General features: G+C 36.5%; 24 protein-coding genes and 1 riboswitch. Of the genes, 13 read left to right on the top strand and 11 right to left on the bottom strand.

Annotated elements, in window-relative coordinates; translation table 11 throughout:
* The first annotated feature begins 122 nt into the window (after nucleotides 1-122).
* The 6 genes from CIL05_RS18205 to CIL05_RS18180 all read left to right on the top strand — a co-directional run bounded on the left by CIL05_RS18205 (nucleotide 123) and on the right by CIL05_RS18180 (nucleotide 4,809).
* Complete coding sequence (locus tag CIL05_RS18205; protein WP_095656965.1) at nucleotides 123-707, top strand: hypothetical protein; 585 nt, start codon at nucleotides 123-125, stop codon at nucleotides 705-707.
* A gap of 31 nt (nucleotides 708-738) precedes the next feature.
* Nucleotides 739-1,431, top strand: coding sequence for a response regulator transcription factor (locus CIL05_RS18200; RefSeq protein ID WP_095656964.1), 693 nt, complete (start codon nucleotides 739-741; stop codon nucleotides 1,429-1,431).
* Between the two features lie 84 nt (nucleotides 1,432-1,515).
* The gene (locus CIL05_RS18195) at nucleotides 1,516-2,439 is read left to right on the top strand and encodes an ATP-binding cassette domain-containing protein (RefSeq protein ID WP_095656963.1); all 924 of its coding nucleotides are present in this window, start codon (nucleotides 1,516-1,518) and stop codon (nucleotides 2,437-2,439) included.
* Nucleotides 2,432-3,199, top strand: a complete 768-nt coding sequence (locus CIL05_RS18190) for an ABC transporter permease (protein ID WP_095656962.1) — start codon at nucleotides 2,432-2,434, stop codon at nucleotides 3,197-3,199. Before CIL05_RS18195 ends, CIL05_RS18190 begins: the two co-directional genes overlap by 8 nt.
* Before the next feature lie 23 nt (nucleotides 3,200-3,222).
* The gene (locus CIL05_RS18185; RefSeq protein WP_095656961.1) at nucleotides 3,223-4,131 is read left to right on the top strand and encodes a sensor histidine kinase; all 909 of its coding nucleotides are present in this window, start codon (nucleotides 3,223-3,225) and stop codon (nucleotides 4,129-4,131) included.
* Nucleotides 4,132-4,437: 306 nt separating this feature from the next.
* Nucleotides 4,438-4,809: a DUF6220 domain-containing protein gene (locus CIL05_RS18180; protein ID WP_095656960.1), complete on the top strand. Its 372-nt coding sequence runs from the start codon at nucleotides 4,438-4,440 to the stop codon at nucleotides 4,807-4,809.
* Nucleotides 4,810-4,960: 151 nt separating this feature from the next.
* Here CIL05_RS18180 and CIL05_RS18175 read toward each other — a convergent pair whose 3' ends face one another.
* The 6 genes from CIL05_RS18175 to CIL05_RS18150 all read right to left on the bottom strand — a co-directional run bounded on the left by CIL05_RS18175 (nucleotide 4,961) and on the right by CIL05_RS18150 (nucleotide 9,972).
* Complete coding sequence (locus tag CIL05_RS18175) at nucleotides 4,961-5,740, bottom strand: acetoin reductase (RefSeq protein WP_095656959.1); 780 nt, start codon at nucleotides 5,738-5,740, stop codon at nucleotides 4,961-4,963.
* Between the two features lie 295 nt (nucleotides 5,741-6,035).
* Nucleotides 6,036-6,731, bottom strand: a complete 696-nt coding sequence (gene uppS / locus CIL05_RS18170) for an undecaprenyl pyrophosphate synthase (protein ID WP_095656958.1) — start codon at nucleotides 6,729-6,731, stop codon at nucleotides 6,036-6,038.
* Nucleotides 6,732-6,760: 29 nt separating this feature from the next.
* Nucleotides 6,761-8,224 (bottom strand): DUF4153 domain-containing protein, encoded by a 1,464-nt coding sequence (locus tag CIL05_RS18165; protein ID WP_095656957.1) that lies wholly within the window; start codon nucleotides 8,222-8,224, stop codon nucleotides 6,761-6,763.
* A gap of 112 nt (nucleotides 8,225-8,336) precedes the next feature.
* Nucleotides 8,337-8,969: an HAAS signaling domain-containing protein gene (locus tag CIL05_RS18160; protein WP_095656956.1), complete on the bottom strand. Its 633-nt coding sequence runs from the start codon at nucleotides 8,967-8,969 to the stop codon at nucleotides 8,337-8,339.
* Complete coding sequence (locus tag CIL05_RS18155; protein ID WP_095656955.1) at nucleotides 8,966-9,298, bottom strand: PadR family transcriptional regulator; 333 nt, start codon at nucleotides 9,296-9,298, stop codon at nucleotides 8,966-8,968. Before CIL05_RS18155 ends, CIL05_RS18160 begins: the two co-directional genes overlap by 4 nt.
* Nucleotides 9,299-9,375: 77 nt before the next feature.
* A complete protein-coding gene (locus CIL05_RS18150) occupies nucleotides 9,376-9,972 on the bottom strand; it encodes an AAA family ATPase (protein ID WP_095656954.1) in 597 nt (198 codons plus the stop codon).
* A 662-nt stretch (nucleotides 9,973-10,634) separates the two neighbouring features.
* Here CIL05_RS18150 and CIL05_RS18145 point away from each other — a divergent pair.
* From CIL05_RS18145 to CIL05_RS18125, 5 genes are all read left to right on the top strand, one after another.
* Nucleotides 10,635-12,206 carry a Vga family ABC-F type ribosomal protection protein gene (locus CIL05_RS18145; protein WP_095656953.1) on the top strand — a complete coding sequence of 524 codons (1,572 nt, stop codon included), beginning with the start codon at nucleotides 10,635-10,637 and terminating at the stop codon, nucleotides 12,204-12,206.
* A gap of 111 nt (nucleotides 12,207-12,317) precedes the next feature.
* Nucleotides 12,318-13,049, top strand: coding sequence for an ABC transporter ATP-binding protein (locus tag CIL05_RS18140; protein ID WP_095656952.1), 732 nt, complete (start codon nucleotides 12,318-12,320; stop codon nucleotides 13,047-13,049).
* Nucleotides 13,046-13,801 carry an ABC transporter permease gene (locus tag CIL05_RS18135; RefSeq protein WP_095656951.1) on the top strand — a complete coding sequence of 252 codons (756 nt, stop codon included), beginning with the start codon at nucleotides 13,046-13,048 and terminating at the stop codon, nucleotides 13,799-13,801. The genes CIL05_RS18140 and CIL05_RS18135 overlap by 4 nt, the downstream gene beginning before the upstream one ends.
* 255 nt (nucleotides 13,802-14,056) lie before the next feature.
* Nucleotides 14,057-14,485 carry a MarR family winged helix-turn-helix transcriptional regulator gene (locus CIL05_RS18130; protein WP_095656950.1) on the top strand — a complete coding sequence of 143 codons (429 nt, stop codon included), beginning with the start codon at nucleotides 14,057-14,059 and terminating at the stop codon, nucleotides 14,483-14,485.
* 51 nt (nucleotides 14,486-14,536) lie between these two features.
* Entirely contained in the window at nucleotides 14,537-15,139 is a 603-nt protein-coding gene (locus CIL05_RS18125; RefSeq protein ID WP_095656949.1) for an alpha/beta hydrolase, read from the top strand.
* A 42-nt stretch (nucleotides 15,140-15,181) separates the two neighbouring features.
* Here CIL05_RS18125 and CIL05_RS18120 read toward each other — a convergent pair whose 3' ends face one another.
* The 3 genes from CIL05_RS18120 to CIL05_RS18110 all read right to left on the bottom strand — a co-directional run bounded on the left by CIL05_RS18120 (nucleotide 15,182) and on the right by CIL05_RS18110 (nucleotide 18,828).
* Nucleotides 15,182-16,135, bottom strand: a complete 954-nt coding sequence (locus CIL05_RS18120; protein ID WP_095656948.1) for a calcium/sodium antiporter — start codon at nucleotides 16,133-16,135, stop codon at nucleotides 15,182-15,184.
* Between the two features lie 152 nt (nucleotides 16,136-16,287).
* Nucleotides 16,288-17,781 carry a BCCT family transporter gene (locus CIL05_RS18115; RefSeq protein WP_095656947.1) on the bottom strand — a complete coding sequence of 498 codons (1,494 nt, stop codon included), beginning with the start codon at nucleotides 17,779-17,781 and terminating at the stop codon, nucleotides 16,288-16,290.
* A gap of 195 nt (nucleotides 17,782-17,976) precedes the next feature.
* Nucleotides 17,977-18,828, bottom strand: a complete 852-nt coding sequence (locus CIL05_RS18110) for a VOC family protein (protein WP_095656946.1) — start codon at nucleotides 18,826-18,828, stop codon at nucleotides 17,977-17,979.
* Nucleotides 18,829-19,050: 222 nt separating this feature from the next.
* Nucleotides 19,051-19,095: riboswitch (PreQ1 riboswitch) on the top strand.
* 7 nt (nucleotides 19,096-19,102) lie between these two features.
* Here CIL05_RS18110 and CIL05_RS18105 point away from each other — a divergent pair.
* Nucleotides 19,103-19,585 (top strand): QueT transporter family protein, encoded by a 483-nt coding sequence (locus tag CIL05_RS18105; RefSeq protein WP_095656945.1) that lies wholly within the window; start codon nucleotides 19,103-19,105, stop codon nucleotides 19,583-19,585.
* Between the two features lie 117 nt (nucleotides 19,586-19,702).
* Entirely contained in the window at nucleotides 19,703-20,473 is a 771-nt protein-coding gene (locus CIL05_RS18100; RefSeq protein WP_095656944.1) for a DUF3891 family protein, read from the top strand.
* Between the two features lie 101 nt (nucleotides 20,474-20,574).
* Here the strand turns inward: CIL05_RS18100 and CIL05_RS22340 are convergent, their stop codons facing one another.
* Nucleotides 20,575-20,742 (bottom strand): hypothetical protein, encoded by a 168-nt coding sequence (locus tag CIL05_RS22340; protein ID WP_165769166.1) that lies wholly within the window; start codon nucleotides 20,740-20,742, stop codon nucleotides 20,575-20,577.
* Nucleotides 20,743-20,972: 230 nt separating this feature from the next.
* A complete protein-coding gene (locus tag CIL05_RS18095) occupies nucleotides 20,973-21,563 on the bottom strand; it encodes a lysophospholipid acyltransferase family protein (protein WP_095656943.1) in 591 nt (196 codons plus the stop codon).
* Nucleotides 21,564-21,667: the final 104 nt, after the last annotated feature.

Below are 21,667 nucleotides of genomic sequence, written 5' to 3'. Positions count from 1 at the left end.
TAGATAACCAAACAAAGTGATTTTAAATGCAATCTTAAGACTTTCTTAAGGTTCATTTAACTATTTCTTATTGTTTCATTTATATATTGGGGTTAGAAAGTTAAAACAAGGGGAGATTTATTATGTCGGAAAAAAAGGTATATATACTATTAAGTGATACAGGTACATTATTTACAAAAACAATAAAACTATATACAAAGAAGCCATATAACCATGCATCGATAGCCTTCGATGAAAATTTATCGCAAGTATACAGCTTTGGGAGAAAAAGGCCGGGAAATCCGTTTATTGGCGGATTTGTTAGTGAAAATATAAATGAAGGATTATTTAAAAATGCAACATGTGCAGTCTACTGTTGGACAGTTAATGAAACTGAGTTTAATAAAATGAATAATTATAATAAGAGAATTGAAGCTTTAAAAGAAAACTATCGGTACAATCTAATCGGGTTATTTGCCGTTATTTTTAATAAGCAACTAAAAAGGGAAAATGCCTTTTTCTGCTCCCAATTCGTTGCATCCGTACTGCAACAAAGTGACAGCATAGATTTCAATAAGCCACTTTCGCTTGTAACACCGCATGACTTACAGGCAGTGGGGAATTTCGAATTAGTGTATCAGGGCAAACTTAAAGATTATAATAAAGAAACAACGGATCAACATAATATAAGTATGATTGGTGCTCCGGCTGGGATGGCATCTGCTTGAATATATGACTTAGTAAGAGAGGGAAAATAAAATGGAACAGCAAGTTAACATATTAGTTGTTGAGGATGACAATGATATTAATCAATTATTATGTAAAATTATTAAGAGAAGCAATTACTTCCCTCAGCCTGCTTATTCCGGAACAGAGGCACTGATTTATCTGGAAAAACAGGACTGGGATTTAGTATTGCTCGATTTAATGCTTCCCGGAATGTCCGGTGAAGAGGTGCTAACGAAAATCACATCTCAAAGCACAGTACCTGTTATTATTATTTCAGCAAAGGGAAAGCAGCAGTCGAAAATAAACAGCCTGCGTGCAGGGGCTGATGATTATATTACAAAGCCCTTTGATATTGAGGAAGTATCTGCAAGAATTGACTCCCATTTAAGAAGATACAAACGCACAAGTGAGCCACCAGACAGAAAAGAGTTAACACACAAAGATATCGTGGTTGATTTGGAAGCGAAAACTGTTTGGGTAAATGGAACTGAGCTTACATTAACCGTCCGTGAATATTCTATTTTAGTCCTTCTCATGTCATCCCCTAAGAAAGTCTTTACAAAATCCAATCTGTTCGAAAGTGTTTGGAACGAACAATTCCATGGTGATGATAATACGGTTAATGTCCATATGAGTAACTTAAGAACAAAGCTTTCCAAGGCCAATCCGGAAGAAGAGTATATCGAAACCATTTGGGGTATGGGCTACCGCATCAAATCTTAAGGATTTCTTAAGATTCGCCTTAAGCCTTTCTTATGAATTCGGTTCTACACTAGCATTAACGATTGAAAGGGAGGCTACATGCGTATGAGTGAATACATTCTTCAAACAAAGAATCTTACTAAAAAATATAAACATGATTTTGCCCTTAATAATATCAATTTAACACTAAAAAAAGGCGAAATTTATGGTTTTATCGGTCAAAATGGCGCTGGAAAATCAACGATGTTGCGGATAGCAACAGGACTGGCTTTCGCATCAAGTGGATCAATTGAGCTTTTCGGAAACACGAGTAAAAAATATTTAACACAAGCACAAAAAAGGATCGGAGCAATTATAGAGAATCCTGCACTTTTTCCAAATATGACAGCTTACGAAAACCTGGAAGTACACCGGTTACAAAAAGGAATACCAGGTAAAGACTGTATTAAAAATACACTGGAACTAGTTGGTCTTTTAAATACGGGCAAGAAAAAGGCAAAAAATTTCTCGCTTGGGATGAAGCAAAGACTGGGACTTGCTATCGCATTATTAAGTGATCCGGAGTTCTTAATTCTCGATGAACCAACAAACGGACTGGATCCAATGGGGATCGTTGAGCTGAGGGTATTAATTAAGAAATTAAATCGTGAAAAAGGACTTACTGTTTTAATTTCAAGCCATATATTAAGTGAGCTCCATCAACTTGCTACGAGCTATGGAATCATCCATAAAGGGAAGCTACTTGAACAACTCACGTCAAAAGAGCTGGATGAAAAATGCAGACAGCATTTGCGAATAAAAGTTGATCAACCAACGATGGGAGCAACTGTACTGGAAAAGGAACTGTCCACTACCGATTTTGAAGTAATGCAAGATGGTACAATGAAACTTTACAATTATCTCGATGATGTACGTACTGTTTCACGTGCATTAACAAACAATGGGCTTGTGATCGAACATCTCTCTCAAAATGGTGACAGTCTGGAAAGCTACTTTTCAAAGCTTGTGGGAGGTGCAGAACATGAGTAATTTGATCAAAGCAGAAATATTTAAATTGCAGCGAAATAAAACATTTTGGGTAATATTCGGAAGCGTAACAGGATTAAGTGCATTGTTGCATTTTCTAATCATAACGGATTGGTGGATGGTGCAGGGTACTGCTTTTGACAGTGCAGGTTTAAGTGAACTGAATGCTTTATCAACCTTTACAGTCCCTCTATTTTTCAACTTAATCGTCAGTACACTTGCAGGTTTTTTTATCTCGATCGAGTTCTCAGATAGTGGCGTAATCAAAAATCAAATGATAAGTGGTAATAAAAGATCTCAAATTTTTATAGCGAAGTATCTTGTTTTTTCACTCGGGGCAATTATTGTAACGATACTGATTCCATTAGTAACAGCTGTCATTGTGGTCATTTTATTTGGACATGGGGATATATTGAATCCGTCTAATATGATGTATTTAGGCAGAGTTTACAGCTTATTTATACTTCAATTTCTAGGCTATACAGCAATCATGGTATTACTGGCAATTATTACGGAAGATAGTGGAAAGACAATTATTTTTTCTATATTATTTACAATCGTAATGTTTGCAGTAGAAAAACTAGTTAAGACACCATTTATTGAGCTGCTTTATGAGCATACTATCTTTTATCAATTTAGTGACGTATTCAAGTTTACAATGACAAACGGTGAAATCATAAAATCCATCCTCGTTGGAGTAGTGTCATTAATTGTCATCATGTTATGTGGAGTTTTTATTATCAATCGAAAAGAAATTAAATAGTTATAGAAAAGCGGGTGAGAGGAATGTTGTATTTAGTAATAATTATATCAATAGTAGCTGTTTTCCTTCTCACCCGCTTATTTGCGTTAAAAAAAGAAGTAAAAAAGATAAGCAAGCAGCTACAAATCTATAACAATCGAAAGACGGATAAAAAAATTGATATGGCACTTATTAATAAAGATATCGAAAACCTGGGGTTGGAAATTAATAAACTGATTGATTTGTACGTGACAGAGAATAGAAAAAGAGTCCGTTTTGAAAATGAACAAAAGCAAGCAGTTGCCAATATGTCGCATGATTTGAGAACACCATTAACTTCTATTTTAGGGTACATCCAGATGGCTGAATCCGCAGACGGTCCAGAAGATGAAAAAAAAGAATTGTTATCCATTGCAAAGAGTCGTGCAAAAAGGCTGGAAACATTATTAAATGATTTCTTTGAGCTGAGCGTGATTGAATCCACGGATCATCATCTAAAATCTGAACGTATCAATCTGAGGAGCATAACAATTGATGTATTAATGAGTTTTTATGACCGCTTTAATGAGAATAACATGGAACCTACCATACACATTCCAGAAAACGATATATTCATTAACTCTGATGAAGCAGCTGTGATAAGAGTGATTGAAAATTTGATTTCCAATTGCCTAAACCACTCAGATGGGAATATCAACATCAGTCTTGAAGAAAAAGATTCAACGGCCAGACTAATGGTTAAGAATGATACACATTCATTAACTGAAAAGGATGTAGAACATATTTCCGACCGGTTTTATATGGCAGATCAATCCCGTTCAGGAAAAAGCACCGGGGTAGGTTTATCAATTGTGAAAAGCTTTATGGACAAAATGAATGGGAGTCTTACGGGGCACCTGAAAGATGGACAATTATCCATCGTTTGTGAATGGAAGACCTATACAAAGAAATAACCTTAATAAAATGTAAGGGGTTCTGTTATCTGATAGATTCCCAAGGGGATATATGGGATTTTATGTTAAACTATATAAAAACTGCGAGCGATTACACTTAAAGTAACTGGCAGAAGAGCTTAATAAGCCTTAAGACTTAACATAAAATACTTCTCTGGCTCCTTACTAGGAATTCATTCGCACGGTAAGATTGAATGAAGAAGTGAAGATAATGAAAAGGTTCTTAGCAGCGTTAGAACATGAAGTAGTAGTCAAGATGCCGTTCCAAGAAACTTCATTAATGCGTATAAAAAAAGGAGGGTTTAAATGAGAAAGAGCTTTTTAAAAGTATATTTAGTTTTATCTTGGTTGGCATTTTTAAGTATATTAATTCAAGTATTCTTGGCAGGAGTTGCTATATTTCAAGACTATTCTTATTGGGAGATACATAAATCTTTTGCCCTGTTTAAATACATTTATATTGCTATGTTTATAGTTGGTCTTGTAGGAAAATTACCAAAGAATCTAATTTGGCTGTCAATTGCTATATTTGCTGTTGCTAATGTTCAATACTACACTGCCCATGGATTTCTAGCATCCTTACATGTAGTTATTCCCTTTTTGATCTTTTGGATTAATCTTGTATTAATAAGAAAGGCATACGAAGCACTAAAGGTACAACACTCTAACGGGCTGTAACTGATAAACTGATAAAATAAAGTATACCGGGGCAATGATGTTTAACTCTTTTTTAAAGAATTATAAAGCCTAATTATAAGCGAGAAATTAGGCTTGTTATATATAGATAACATCATATTCTTGACGGTATTCCTATGAAATAAACATCTATTTAATTGAACACCATACCACCATCAGTCAGAATGTTTTGGCCTGTAATGTAATCAGAATCAGATGAAGCTAAGAAAGAAACTAAATTAGCTACATCTTCCGGAGTTTGAGGACGACCAAGTGCAATTCCTTCAGTAAATTTTGCAAATGCCTCCCCTTTTTTAGTTCCCATATGTTCCATCATCTTTTCATCAAGTCTTTCCCACATACCTGTCCCTACAATGCCAGGGCAATAGGAGTTAACATTAATTTTGAATGGTGCAAGTTCTTTTGCCGCAGTTTGAGTTAATCCTTTAACTGCAAATTTCGAAGCGGAGTACACACCTAACATTTCGAAACCTTCTTGCCCTGCAATAGAACAAGCGTTAATGATTTTACCACCAGTTCCTTGCTTTTTCATTTGATTTCCTGCGGCTTGTATGCCGTAAATAGTACCTTTCACATTTACGTCCAGAGTAGAATCTATCGCTTTTGGCTCTACTTCTGTAAGTGGTGCTACTTGCCCTTCAATCCCCGCGTTATTAATAAACACATCAATATTACCGAAAGTATCTACAGCATGCTTAACTAGTGCATTTTGATCTTCTAGTTTTGATACATTGCCAATGAAAGACGTTACATTAACACCATTATTTTTAAATTCTTTCTCTGTTTCTTTTAAAATCTCTTCATTAAGGTCACTTAATACGATAGAAAAACCATCTTTCGCTAATCGTTCAGCTAATTCTTTTCCAATACCTTGCGCTGAGCCCGTAATCACCGCTACTTTTTGTTTACCCACTTTGAAGCCCTCCTTGGTTTAGCTAAATTCTGTTTCCATTTGTACTCGATGTTTATTTTGTCACCGTGGGAACTATTTATTCGCCTAAACCTTGATTGAAGTTTGTAGGTACTTGTTTGAATGAAGAAACCTTCAATTTTTAACTACCTCTTCGAATAGTAACAATTAGCCCAATCTTAAATAGCAGAATAAAATAATTATGTTAATAATAAGAATGAACTTGATGTATGGTAATTAAGTTTAAATATTAAACTGACCCCATTAATTTAAAATGAGGACCGTTTATTCAAGGTTATTAAATAGCCCGTATTGTACCCCTTCTCTGCAATTCGCTGACAGCTTCTATAAGCATATCCTTATCAAAATCAGGAAAATAAACATCCGTAAAGTATAGATCTGACATGCAGGATTGCCATAAGAGGAAATTACTCACCCGCTTCTCACCACCGGTTCGGATGACCAGTTCAGGATCTGGCAGGTCTCTCGTATATAAGAACTGATGAAACATTCCTTCATTAAGCTCATCAAAATCTATGTTATTGCGTTGCACCTCACCAATCACTTTGCGAACAGCCTGCAGAATATCATCCCTGCCACCATAATTAAAGGCAAAATTGACCGTCAGTCCAGTATTATCTACTGTTTTCTCAACAGCTTTTATAAGTGCATTTTTGGTTGGTTCAGGAAGAGCTGCAATATTCCCTGAAACAAGTATTCTTATGTTACGCTTCATAAACTCCGGAAGCTTTTGCTTAAAAAACTTTACCGGTAAATGCATGAGATAGTTCACTTCATCCTCAGGTCTTTTCCAATTCTCTGAGGAAAAGGCATAGAGTGTTAAAAAATTGATGCCAATATCCATACTCGCATCAATTATTTTCTCCATCGCTTTTGCACCTGCAAAATGTCCCTGGCTTCTTGTGAGACCTTTTCTTTTCCCCCATCGTCCATTACCATCCATCATAATTGCCACATGTTCCGGAATATTCATCAGCTTTCATCCTTTCGTTTTTAATTTTTCTAAAGTTTAAGTTCCTTGAGTCTCTCTTTTGCCTCTTGTTTCGTAAAATTAAAGGATTGCCAAGAGTCCTCAGGCTGTTTATCTCCCCATTGCTGTCTGTCATTCAATATCCTTTTCAATTCCGGATAATCCTGTTCTATTTTATACAGCTCAATTAATCCAGTTAATCCTGTGTATGAAAGGGAGTTGAGGTAATAAATATCAATTTTTCCAGATTCCTCATATCTCTTCAGATTATTATCCACAACTATCTGTTCCATATTAACGGCATTTACTCCCGTATAAAATAACAGGCCTGCAATAATATAAAAATGTAACAGTGATAATCGCTCCAACCATACCCTTATGAATGTATATGCAAAAATAACGATAAGCAAAATCATGAAAGCATGTGCCAGTAAACGATCCAGCGTATATCCATATGCTGCTTCATACAAACTCAATCGTCCAAATGCGGAGGCAAGCATAATACCACTCACCAAAATAAGCAGTGAATACATTATTTTCAAGGTCAAACGTGGTACATTATGTGATTCCTTAACAAATTTTAAACAAGCTATTAAAATGGACCAATTAATTAATGTAACTACAATAAGCTCAAAGAAACCTTTACGTGCATATTCAGCAAATGTATAGCCCTCCTGCAGTCCTTCACCGAAAAAATATTGAAACTGGATAGCTGCAAATAATACATACACTGCATTCAACATGATTAAAATGGTGATGACTGTGATACTATTCCAACCTGCCCTCGCCTTTTCTATTGGCCTGAAGCTCTCTTCCGGCTCTGATTTCACATGTAAAACTTGGAAAATCGCAAAAAATAAAAGTGTAAGAAATAATACAACCGCAACCCGCCATGAGCCCTCCAAAAAATTAAGACTTAAAATAAACTGTGGCAAACGTAAAATAACATCCTGAAAAACCGCATCTGCTGACATAAGCAGTCCTGTAATAACCAGCAGTAATGGTGCACCAATTGTCAAACCTATGAGTACCCGCTTCATTGTTTGAAACAATTCTTCATCCATATTTTTAAAAAGCTTCCTAAATCCTTTATTGAAAAAAGCTGCGCAATAACTTTTGCCTTCGCTAAGTTTCATCCCCAATATTTTTACAAATCCAGGGGTTGCCCAATTTAACTGGTTTGGTCTGGTTATGAGCACGATATGGAAATAAACCAGGATTGGAATGATGATTAAATTTAAATTATAAAATAAAACATTGTCATAGAACGCATAGCTCCCCGCCAGTATCCATATCGCCACCATAAGCAACAAACCAATTCTGCGATGCTGGAAAGCCAGCCGGTAACGAAGAAACAGAACAAGGTAAAAGCCAGCAATAAAAACAAGATAGGACAATCCAATTTCTCCATGGAAAAAGCTTGCTTCTGCCAATATCCCTAAAGCCAAACAAACAATCAGGAACATCCAGTCCTTCTTACCAATTTTTATTTCCATTAAGATCCCTCCAATACTTAACTTATTCTATATACATAGAATTTCTATGTATATAGACAAAAAAATACGTTAACAGGGGCTAAATTAAGTGAAGATCACCTTCAGTCCCCTATTATACAGAGGCTTTTCTGCCCCATTTAAACCCTAGCCAACTTACAGGATATAAAATTCCGGTACAAATAATACAGATTATAATAAACCTAACACTTAAAATTGGTTGAAACCACTCATAGGGAATAAGCTTGAAAATTGTTAAGTACATCAATAACAGGTTCGGAATAATGGATAATAGAAAAGTTTTTTTTAGGAGTTTGCGACCGCCGTCTCCAAATTCTTTCCCAATTTCATATCCTAAAAGACCCCAAAATAAAATATATACCACGATAATGATGGAAGTCGCCTCTGTTAAGCCTTCCCATAGTATTTCAATCCATTCCCACCTGAAAATATTATAGCTGATTGTAAGTACAATGCCTGCAATAAACAAAAAAATGTTGATTAGCACGAATAACCACTGAGTCTTCTTCGGAGTAATCGCTTTTTCCTGTTCCCATAGTTGAGCAATTTCTATGGGTGATCCCAGTCTTTTTACCAATATAGTATAAACATCTTCGTCACCCACAGCTTCATCATTTAAAAGTTCATAAACATGCAGCTCATACTCTGCCATAATATCTTTCTTATTAGGATGCCTGCCGATTTCTTCATCCAATTCCTGGAGAAATCGTTGAGCCTCAGGCCTCATGATTCATTTCTCCCGATTAAATTGTTCATGACCTGAACATATCGATGCCATTCACTCGTCCGTTCCTGGAGAATGCTTTTTCCTTGTTCGGTTATTTTGTAATATTTTCGGGCTGGACCTTTTTCCTGGTTTTGCCAGTAAAATTCGATATATTCCTGTTTTTCAAGTTTATGAAGTGCCGGGTACAGTGTCCCCTCCTTCATCTGAAAGTGGTGATCACTCCGCCGATCCATTTCCTTGACCAGCTCATAGCCATACATATCACGTTCATTTAATAACTGCAGTACAAGCAGAGATGTGCTCCCTTTTACAAGCTCACGATTAAACATTTTTTCACCTACCTAGAATTATTAGGTATCTATACTATATAAAAAATATTTTGATTTGTAAAGGTGATCGGTGATTTTTATTTAAATATGCGAATCTCCTTTAACGTAACTCGCAGCCGGTCCATTGATTTTCTGATTTTTGATCGTTCGTCAGACAGCAATTCAATAGAGGCTAAGTCAGCGATGGTTTCAACTACCTCCTTAATTGACATATTATCAGTTTGAATTTGTTCGTTAAACAAGGGATTTGCCAAGCTTTTCATACGTCCATCCATTTGTTGATGTGCCCATGAATTCTTGCCTTCCAATCTTTTTCTCAATCGTTGATCAATCGTTTGTTTGAAAGCAGAAAGCGTAAAATGTTTCACTTCGATACCATCTTGTCTTAACTGACCTATTATCTCTTCAAAATAATTCACGTTTGTCAGTGTCATTGGTACGATTATAATTCCGTCGTATTCCTCAGAAACCTGCTTTAGTAATTTATAATTTGCTTCTCGCCATAATGGATAATCCTGAAAGTCATCTTTTGAAATCTTGTTTGGCACATTTGCCATAAAAACATAGCCAAGTCTCTCAGGATCGTAGACAAATGAATTTTTAATTCTTCTATGTAATTCGTATGCAACTGTCGTTTTGCCTGCACCAAAAGTTCCGTTAATCCAAAGAATCATCTAATCAACTCCGTTAAGAAATATTGCCTATACAGATCCCATTCTCCCACTTGAAGCTACTAACGGCATTTTATCACAATATATATGTGGTATGGATAGTTTCCCCAAGTTTTGGCCAATTTGCGCCTAAAGATGAGTGCTCTATTCGACCATTTGATCTTATTGTCCAACACTTCGGGCGTAGAGAGACGCCCTATTCGACCGTTCGATCTTATTATCCAACGCTTCGGGCGTAGAGAAGTTATCCACTTCTCATGGAAAGACTCTAGACAGATAAAAATATTTCATTTATACTTATATTAACTAAAAACTTAAAGGGTGAACCAAGGGAACATGCGAAACTAATCCTATTTTTTCAGAAAACATTCAAGTAAAAGTATGGCAAACAGCGGATTTTATCTGCTCTTTTCATCATGCTGTAACTGAACTTTTCAGAATAGGATTTGGCTTTGATTGTTCTTGATTAAGGGAGTAGTCTCTTTTTTCATTACCACACACCAGCTATGCCTCCTATTCTGAAAATGAACGGGAGGCATTTTTGGCAGTAAAGAAATTATATCCAAATTTCTTTCTGCATAAGTGCAACTAAGGCAATTCGCTTAACCTAAAGCGAATGCCAAGTTTTCTAATCTCCAAAATATGAAAAACAGGGGATGAAATGTGTGATTCTATTGGAAGCTAATAATTTAAAAATATATGTGCGAGAACATCTCTTAATTGATGTAGAAAATCTACAAATTCAGGAGAAAGACCGGATCGGATTAGTAGGAGCAAACGGCAGCGGGAAAACAACTTTATTAGAGGTTCTTTCCGGGAAGAAACAGCCAAGTGAGGGAAAAGTGACTTCAGAAGCATCACTTGAACTGCTTCCACAGCTGAAAAATACAAATATAAATAAAAGTGGCGGTGAAATCACACAAGCATACATCAATCGTTCTCTCGCTCAAAAAGCAGATGTTTTATTTGCTGATGAGCCAACAACAAATCTTGATACGGCGCATATTGAAAAGCTGGAAAAGCAACTGGCAAGATGGCACGGAGCAATTGTTATCGTTTCACATGACCGTGCATTCCTGGATGCGCAATGCAAAATAATCTGGGAAATAAATGAAGGGAAACTGAAAAAATATAAAGGAAATTATTCCGATTATGTTTCTCAGAAAGAACTCGAAATAAGACAACAGGAAAATTCCTATGACCATTATATAAAGAAGAAAAAACAGTTGGAACAGGCATTGGAATTAAAAGAGAAAAAGGCACAGCGGGCAACAAAAAAGCCCAAAAATGTTAGCTCCTCTGAAGCAAAAATAACTGGAGCAAAGCCTTACTTTGCCAATAAACAAAAGAAGCTTAGGAAATCAGCTAAAGCGATTGAGACAAGGATAGAAAAGCTGGAAGAAGTAGAAAAGGTGAAGGAAGCTCCCCCGATTAAAATGAATCTACCTAATGAGGAAGCCTTTAAAGGAAGAATTGTTTTAAGAGCAGAAGGTATTATTGGAAGGGCTGGGGACCATCACCTATGGAATAAAGCAAGCTTCCATATCAGAGGTGGGGAAAAGCTTGCCATTTTGGGGAATAACGGAAGCGGAAAAACTACCCTTCTGAAAAAAATAATGAATAATGATTCCGGCATTTCCATCTCACCAGCAATGAAGATCGGTTATTTCAGCCAAAATCTTGATGTATTAAATAAGCAGCAATCTATATTGGAAAATGTCAGTGTCTCGTCCAATCAAGATGAAGCCTTAATCCGTACGGTTCTTGCCAGACTGCACTTTCGAAGGGATGATGTGTATAAAAAGGTGGATGTACTTAGCGGTGGTGAAAGGGTTAAGGTAGCCTTCGCTAAGCTATTTGTCAGTGATATAAATACACTCATTTTGGATGAACCGACGAATTTTCTTGATATTGAGGCAGTTGAAGCATTGGAAGAACTTCTGTCTAATTATGATGGTACAATTTTACTTGTTTCCCATGATCGTAGATTTATCCAGACTATTGCAGATCGGATTTTGGAAATCAAAGACACAAAACTAACCTTGTTTGAGGGAACCTATGAGGAATTTACACAACATATTCCCAAGCAGGAAGCAAATTCTGCGGAACAGGAATTGCTTGTAGTTGAGACAAAAATATCGGAAATTCTCAGCAAACTTAGTATTGAGTCAACCGAAGCACTTGAAGAGGAATTTCAAATCCTCTTAAAAAGAAAAAGAGCGTTGGAAAACAAATAGGTTCATATGTGTTTAGAGTTATCTCATGTCATAATAATGAAAATTTGGTAGACTCTATAAAGGATTCGTTTTTTAGATAAATAACTCCACTGATTAGAAAGGATCAACTAAATGAATACACCTAACGACACAGCTATAGAGTTCAAGAATGTTTCCTATTCTGATGGAGAATTGCAAATTATAAAAGATGTCACCGGTACATTTCCTAAAGGAAAAATCACTACATTGGTCGGCCCTTCAGGTGCGGGAAAGACTACATTGTTCCGACTATGTAATAGACTGATTTCTCCCGAAGCGGGTGAAATTTTAGTAAACGGGGAGAACATTGTAAGCTATGAACCGACAGAGTTAAGGAGAATGGCAGGTCTGGCTCTTCAAAGTGCTACAATGCTCAGTGGCAGTGTTTATAAAAACCTATCCATGCCGTTAACCCTCCAAAGTGGGGATCTGCCTGAAGCTAATGCAAAGGATTTATTAAAGGATGTCGGACTTGAAGCAGATTACTTACATCGAAATGTAAAAGACCTTTCCGGTGGACAACGACAAAAAGTTTCCATCGCCAGAACATTGGTGAATAAGCCAAACATATTATTACTCGATGAAATTACATCCTCACTGGACAGAGTTTCTCAGGAGGAGATTGAAACATTAATTAAAAAGATTAATGATAATTATCAGGTTACGATTATTTGGATCACCCATAACCTGCAGCAGGCTTTATCGATTGGCGATTACATCTGGGTTATGATGGATGGGAAGCTGATGGAATCAGGTGAAAGCAGTCTGCTGAATAACCCTCAAAACAATCATGTAAAGCTTTTTGTTAAGGGGGAGATTGAATGAGTTATCTGACGTTATCTTTAGCACTGATTTTTGTTTTAATTCCTATTTTCCTATCCAAAACCCTAAAGCTTGGATTGGAAAAGGATACGATTATAGCAACAGTTCGTTCAATTATTCAGCTGCTTGTAGTCGGATATGTTCTGACTTTCGTATTTGATGCGGGAAATTATATATATATTATACTAATGATCATTCTCATGATTGCAGCTGCGACTCATAATGCTCAAAAGAAAGGTGCTGCAATTAAGGGGATTATCTGGAAGCTTGTTGGAACTTTCATTTTTGTTGAGGTATTGACACAAGGAATCCTGCTCGGGTTTCAGATTACCCCACCAACTGCTCAATTTATTATTCCAATCAGTGGAATGGTGGTTGGTAATTCCATGGTACTTTCCATTCTTTTTCTGAATCGTTTTACATCAGAGGTTGAAACTAGACAGGATGAAACTGAATTGATTCTGTCTCTTGGTGGTACACCGAAACAGGCCATTCATATGTCATTGATTACTTCCATAAGAGCAAGCATGATCCCTACGATCGAAAGCCAGAAAACCATTGGACTTGTTCAATTACCTGGAATGATGAGTGGTCAAATTATTGCTGGTGCTGATCCAGTTCAGGCTGTACAATTTCAATTGCTTATTTTGTTTCTGCTGTTAACAACAGCTTCTGTAACCAGTATTATGCTCGGATTTTTATCCTATCCTACCTTGTTTAATAAACAAATGCAGATGCTGAAGCTCCGGACCTGAAAACTAAATCGCAGAATAACAAAGCATGTCTTATCACGTAAACCCAAACATATAGAAAGGAACTTGTTTGTAATTGGCAGGTTCCTTTTTAGTAATAGAAACTTTATTCAGTCAGATTTCTACACCAGTAACATGTGGGATAAAATAAAAAGCTTTGACATTTTTTAAATAATGGTATATTATTACATTTAATTCAAAATAAATTAATTAAAGGTATTCCCTTTACAATAATCTAATATCCATTGAGGTGATCTTATGAGCGAAAGTTTATCATTAAAAGCATTTGTTGTATTAATGAAATCATCAAAGTCAGTCCAGGAGCAAATAAAGAAAGATATAAGCAATTATGACATGAAAACTTCAGATTTCACAATTTTAGAAGCAATATATCACAAAGGAAGACAAACTGTTCGGCAGATTTCAGAAGCAGTTCTCATTAATACTGGGTCTATAACTTATGTCATAGACAAATTAGAGACGAAAGGTTTGCTGGAACGAAGCGCATGCAAAGAAGATAGACGGGTTGTTTACATTCAAATTACTGAGTCCGGCAAACAGCTTATGGATGAAATATTTCCAAAGCATCAGAAAGTAATTGAGGAAATTTTTGAAGATATTTCGGCAGAAGAGAAGAAAACAGTGATTGATATCCTAAAAAGAGTAGGAAAAAAAGTAGAGAAATAATCATGATGTATTTTCAAGTTGAACGCTGATATAGAGAAAGGAGCTTAAATAATGAAACATATTTTTCAAAAAGGAAACGATCCATCAAAGCCAACATTGCTATTACTTCACGGAACTGGTGGAACTGAACAGGATCTCCTGCCACTGGCAGATAAAATTGATGCAGGTGCAAATGTGTTAAGTGTACGGGGAAACGTACTTGAAAATGGAATGCCAAGATTTTTCCGCAGATTGGCTGAAGGTGTATTTGACGAAGAAGATTTAATTAACCGCACGAAGGAATTAAACGAATTTCTTGATGAAGCAGCCGAGAAATATGAATTTGACCGAAACAATATCATGGCAATTGGCTATTCAAATGGTGCAAATATCGCTGCCAGCTTACTATTTCATTATAAAGATGCTTTAAAAGGAGCAATCCTGCATCACCCAATGGTACCTAGAAGAGGAATTGATTTACCGGATCTATCAGGTAAAGGTGTATTTATTGCAGCAGGTAAAAATGATCCAATCTGTCCAGCACAGGAATCTGAGGATCTTAAATCTTTACTTGAAACTGCAGGTGCTCATGTAAAATTGCATTGGGAAAACAGAGGCCATCAGCTGACATTTGATGAAGTGGAAGCAGCTGAGAAATGGTATACATCCATATAACATGAAAAACCGTTCTGCACACATATGCAGAACGGTTTTCTTTTAGTTTCGCAAAATAATGTATACCAGGTATATAACGTAGCCAACCACTAGAATAAGACCCTCGGATTTTCCTATTTTAAAACTAGTTCTTGAGAAGACCAATAATAAAATGGTTAGGAGCATCATTATGACAACATCCATAAAAACCTTACCATTAACAGCGAGTGGGGTTATTACAGATGAGGCACCAAGCACAAATAATATATTGAAAATATTACTTCCCACAATATTCCCCAGTGCAATTTCACTTTCCTTCTTAAGGGCTGCGGTTATGGAAGTCACCAACTCCGGTAGCGATGTTCCTATAGCAATAATCGTGAGCCCTACAAGTGTTTCACTCATTCCAAGTGAATAAGCTATTTCAGTTCCATTGTGTACTACTAGATTTCCACCAAATATGATTGCTGCAAGACCAATCAAAGTGAATAATATATTTTTCCCCCAGGTTATATCATCAGGAACTGACTCATTGGCTGAATCCTTACGACTTTTCAAGCCAACTTCAATAACATAATACATAAAGATGGATAGAAACAATAAAAATATTAAACCATCACTACGAGTAAGTAAATTACTACCGAATCCCTGTAATACCACGTCACTCATCAGTACAAGTAATACACCACTTGCGAGCAATGTAAATGGAACTTCTTTCTTAATTGTTTCATTTTCTACTTTTAATGGGTAAAGAATTGCCGCTATCCCTACAACCAACGTAATATTAAAAACATTACTTCCCACCACATTCCCTAGTGAAACATCAGCACTTCCTCCTAAGGCAGCAATGATACTAACTGTTGCTTCCGGAGAACTTGTTCCAAAAGCCACAATTGTTAATCCGATCAGAATTGGTGGAACCCGAAGCAAACTTGCAATGTTGGATGAAGCCTCAACAAAATAATCTGCTCCTTTAATTAATAACCCGAAACCAACGAGCAATAGTACATAAGCCATAAATAGTTCTTCCTTTTCTTAGTAAAGTCATTACCATATCCCTACCCTATTTTCTGTGTAATGATTCTGATAATGCATTATAAGATATTACGTAAGGATTCGGGAGTTAGTTTCAAAAGATTATTTTGATGCATTCATTAACTGCCCCTGCCCTACTTTTCGGTATTTTTATTTTTAAGCTCTTTAAAAATCGAAACAATCATAATCAGAAGAATAACTGTAAATGGCAATGCTGCTGTTAATGATGCAGTCTGCAATGCACCCAATCCACCTGTAAATAATAATACAAGGGCAATTGCTGTTATAAGGACACCCCAAATAATTTTGGTTATCAGCGCTGGATTCAGAGATCCCTTGGATGTCATACTTCCTAAAATATAAGTAGCAGAGTCCGCAGATGTTACCATGAATGTGAAAATAAGCAGAATCGATATAATCGATAGAATGTCTGTAAACGGTACAACGCCCAAGGCTTCAAAGAGGGCTACCGTTACATCATCGTTTACAGCCTCGGCAATTTGCGTTCCATTGTTTAAGTCACTATATACTGCCGTGCCGCCAAATACTGCAATCCAGACACAGGCTATTGCTGGTGGTACTACCATAACCCCGCTGACAAATTCACGGACCGTTCTGCCTCTGGATACTCGGGCTACGAATGCCCCAACAAACGGTGACCAGGCGATTGCCCATGCCCAGTAGAAAATGGTCCACTGGTAAACCCAATCACCGCCTGCATATGGTGTTAATCGCAAACTGTACTGCACGAAATTGGAAATATAATCACCTATGCCAAGTACAAAGGTGTTTAAAATAAACACTGTTGGCCCTAAGAAAAATACAATTACCATTACTAGAAGAGCCAGCCCCAAATTGATATTGCTCAGCCACTTAATCCCTTTGTCTAGCCCTGTAACACTGGAAAGCATATAAGCAACCAGCATGACGAGCGCAATAATGACTTGTACGCCAATATTATTAGGTATATTAAATACAGATGACAACCCTCCGTTTAGCTGAATAAATGAGAGACCAACTGTTGTCGCAACACCCATGACGGTCGCAATTACAGCCAAAATGTTAACCATATTTGCTACTGCCTTGTTTTTACCTACTACTGGCTCTATTGCGGCAGAAACTAATCCACTTTTGTTCTTCCTGAATTGAAGAAAGGCAATCGCAAGTCCGGCAATTGCAAAGACGGCCCATTGACTGATTCCCCAATGAAAAAAGGAATACCCCATTGCTATTCTCGCTGCTTCCTCCGACTGGGCTTCCACTCCAGGAAATGGAGTGACAAAAAAATGACTCATCGGTTCTGCAACACTCCAGAAAACAAGGGACACCCCAAAACCAGCTGAGAACAGCATGCCAATCCATGTGAAAAATGGGTATTCCGGCCGAGAATCAGAAGGTCCCAATCGCATTTTCCCGTATTTACTGACAGAAATCCCAACAAGGAACAGGATGATAATAAATACTGCGAATAAATAAAACCACCCGAAATTAATAGTTGTGAAGTCGAAAAGTGCTTGGGCTACTGCACCAAATTGTTCTGGCAGGAATGCTCCAATGATGACTAATAACCCAACGATAATTGCGGATATAAAAAATACTGGATTTTTATAAGACTCTTTTTTCTTCATAAGGTTCCTTTCCATTCTATAATTTTTTATTTTTACTATGTAGCTTAAATAAACCAAAAATAATGATATACAGTATCTTACCCTAACCCAAACTATACTAAACAAAAAATGGATTGAAAGCCAGGGGTAAACGTAAAAAAAGCGGGGAACCAACATCCCTCGCTTTTTACATATCATATATGCAACACCTTAGCTTTAATTAATTCTCAACTGAATAACATTTCCAGAAGGATCCTCTGTCATTACATAATCAGCTTCTCTTTTCACTTCAGCACCAATTTTCTGTAAGCGATTGACTGCTTCATCCCTTGTATTTTCATCTGGAAAAATAAGTGTAAACCAGTTTAATCCCACACTGTTCTTCGACGGGGATTTAGCACCTGCACCATTCCATACATTCAGTCCGATGTGGTGATGATAGTCACCAGTTGATGTAAAAAGTGCACCAGGATAATTCGTTACAACCTTAAAACCAAGACCAGTAATGTAAAACTCCCTCGTTTTTTCTAAATCTGCTACATGTAAGTGAATGTGACCCATCACCGTATCATTTGGAAGGCTCACCCATTCTTTTTCGCTTTCCGCAAGCAGACCATCCCCGTCCAGAGGTTCTGTTGCCATAGCAACCTGGCCATCAGCCCAGCTCCATTCTGAAGCAAGACGGTCGTGGTATACTTCAATCCCATTGCCATCCGGATCTGAAAGGTACAGTGCTTCACTAACGTAATGATCTGATGCTCCAATCCGAGTTCTCGTTTGAATCATATGTTTTAAAAATGATGATAGGTCTGCACGTGATGGCAAAAGAATTGCAAAATGATATAATCCGGTTGTCCTTTCCTCTTTTGGCATAATACCGGATGGTTGTTCCAATACTAACAATGGCGTCTTTCCATCTGCAGTCAAGGCGGCTTTTCGCTCTGATTGCCCCAGTACGTCAAATCCCATAATCTCTTTATAAAAAGTCAATGATTTTTCCATGTTTGTTACTTTTATATTAACTTCACCAACATATATCGTTGGTTTTTCAAAAAATTTCTTTTCCATTTTATTTTCCCTCTCCCATTTAACAATTATTTATTACAATTTTATACTTAGTTACTTTATGTAAGTAATTATAATAACTTATGATTGTTTTGTCAAATTAAAATTCACATTAAAGTTTCACTCGAATTTTTTACATAAACTTTTTTAACAGAGAATATTTTTTCCACTCTTGATTTTGTTCCATAAACCTTTATAATATAATAGTCTCTGAGATTTACCTTAGGACACGTGGTTCGTGACCATCCCACGATAAAAAACTAGGGAGGATTTTTTAATGAAATTAAAAACATTGGTGGCCAATGGATTGATTGCTGCGTTATATATAGCTGTTTCACTGGCAATTGAACCACTTGCATTTTCAAGCATCCAGTTTCGGATCCCGGAAATGTTTAACCACCTCATCGTATTTAGCAAAAAGTATTTCTTTGGAATCATACTAGGTGTATTTATAACTAATATTTTCTCACCTTTAGGCATGTATGATCTTATTTTTGGTGTAGCACATTCTGCTATTTCATTACTCATTATCATATTGCTGGCAAAATTCATTAAAAACATATGGATTCTGCTTGTTGCTAACACACTAATATTCTCGTTCAATATGTTTATTATTGCATTTGAACTTAACCTGGCATTAGGATTTCCTTTCTTGCTTACATGGTTGACGACCGCTGCAGGTGAACTAGCAGTTTTAGCTATTGGAATACCGATTATGTATGCATTGAATAAACGCTTGAAATTTAATACGCTTGTATAAGAATAACCGTTTCAGAGGGGAAGCACCCTTTTGAAACGGTTTTTTGTGAGTAAAGCAGTTTAATTTTTTGATAACTGGAAAAATGGTAAGCTTAAATAAATGAAAGGATGATTTACGATGATTGTTAGAGAGCGCTCGGATGATTTTGTTCTGATCGAGCAGGACAACCATGCTATAGTGTCAGGAGATATAATGTCCAAATGGAAGAGCTCATTATTTAAAGGACAGGATTTTAGAAAATCTGTTGAGTATGCTATCTACAAACATGACTGTGGATGGCATCCATTCGACAAGCAGCCTTTCTGGAATGATGAAAGCCAGGCACCTTATACCTTCGTTGATTTTCCTACACTTCCCAAAATAGTACTTTATAAAAATGGCATCGATGAAGTAGAAAAGGTTGACGCTTATGCGGCACTTTTATGCAGTGAGCATTATAAACGCTTTTTATTAAATAATACTTCAACGGAAGCACAATCCTTTGTTAAAGCAGAGGAATTACGGCAAAAGCGAATTTTTGACTCCTTCAAAATGTTACACAAACGTTTGTTTAACCACCACTACAGCCTTATTCAGCTTGGTGATAACCTATCCCTTTATATTTGTTTAAATGAGCCTGGAGTTACAAAAGAAAATGAGCACCGCTTTTTCAAAAATGGAATACCTCTCTCATCTTCGTTAAATGGATTTAATCAACAAAAAGTAGAACTGCATTGGATGGATACCAAGACTATTGCTATGAGTGAATTCCCTTTTGAGAATGAAGTACACATCACTTTGAAACAAAAAACAGTAGCAAAAAAGCTTATCACTAATAAAGGATTACTTAAAGGTTATGAACAAACGCCCTATGAAGAAATAACCGTGCGATTAATTCCAGGTGAATAAAATAGCTGCATTCAGCCTTTTCGGCAAACAAAGTATCTGCTTGAAGCTCGTCACGTTTGCCTCCTTAACCATTGCAAGGAGGCGTCTTATGAACTGCAAGCTTACTTTTTAGTCCACCAACTTTTTGAAACATGGAACGCACCCTTTTTTTTTACCGGACTCCTACGTTTGACTTTAGCATATCTCTTTTGTTCAAAGGTAATCTTTTGCAAATCTTTCATACGTGCATCCGCTAACTCCTTATAAACATTATAATGATAATTCATCATCTATTTTCTTCCCTTCGTTTTTATATTTCTTATAATGTTTATACTATATGGAATTACCTCCCCAGTCTTCGGCATGGCGACTGAAATATCACAGCAAAAATACCCTCCTTTAAAATTAGGGTTTCTACGTCTTTGGATGGAGGGGCTCATTGGTTAGTATTTTCACGATTAAAAACTTCAAATAAAAAAGCAGCCGCATTATTGAAAACGTGGCTGCTCGATAAGTAGATTTAATTTTGTAATTCTTTCTGTAACCTGTGTAATTCTGTATTAAGCTCATCCATCATGATTTCCATAGCCTCTTTTTTCGGGTGGTTTTCGGATAAATTTATTGGTTCCCCGAAAATAATCTTAGGTTTCTTTCGTTTAAATAATTCTTTAAAATTATTTGGCCCGGCATAAGCGACAGGTACAATTGGAACCTTTGAATAGGCAGCAATGGTTACCGCCCCTCTTTTTAATGGTGCTTCCTCACTCGTTCTTGTTCCACTGGGAAAGATCCCCACTACTTTATCTTGCTTTAGCAGTTTACGCGGAATTTTTATTGTACTTGGCCCGGGATTTTCCCGATCAACCGGAAATGCATGTAACTTTCCCATTAGCCATTTTAGAAAACGTGTTTGAAACAGTTCTTTTTTAGCCATATAAAATATTTTCGTAGGTAATACAGAAACGCCAAGCCATAATATATCAACCCACCCTGTATGGGTACATGCAATTATATAGCCACCTGTTTTAGGCAGATTTTCTTTTTGATAGGTTTTTATTCTGCCAAACAAACTTAAAATTAACTTTACTAAATAAGCTGCAAAATAATACATGGTAATCCCCTCTTCTATCTTAAATAACATTAACTCTATTTTAGCATATAGTATTAAGATCTGGTACCAAATTATTATTACTCATCTTTTAATTTTAATTATTA

It is taken from the genome of Virgibacillus profundi (assembly GCF_002287375.1).
Taxonomy (GTDB): Bacteria; Bacillota; Bacilli; order Bacillales; family Amphibacillaceae; genus Virgibacillus_K; species Virgibacillus_K profundi.
Note: the sequence above shows the minus strand (reverse complement) of the source record. Positions and strands in the feature narration are given on the sequence as shown.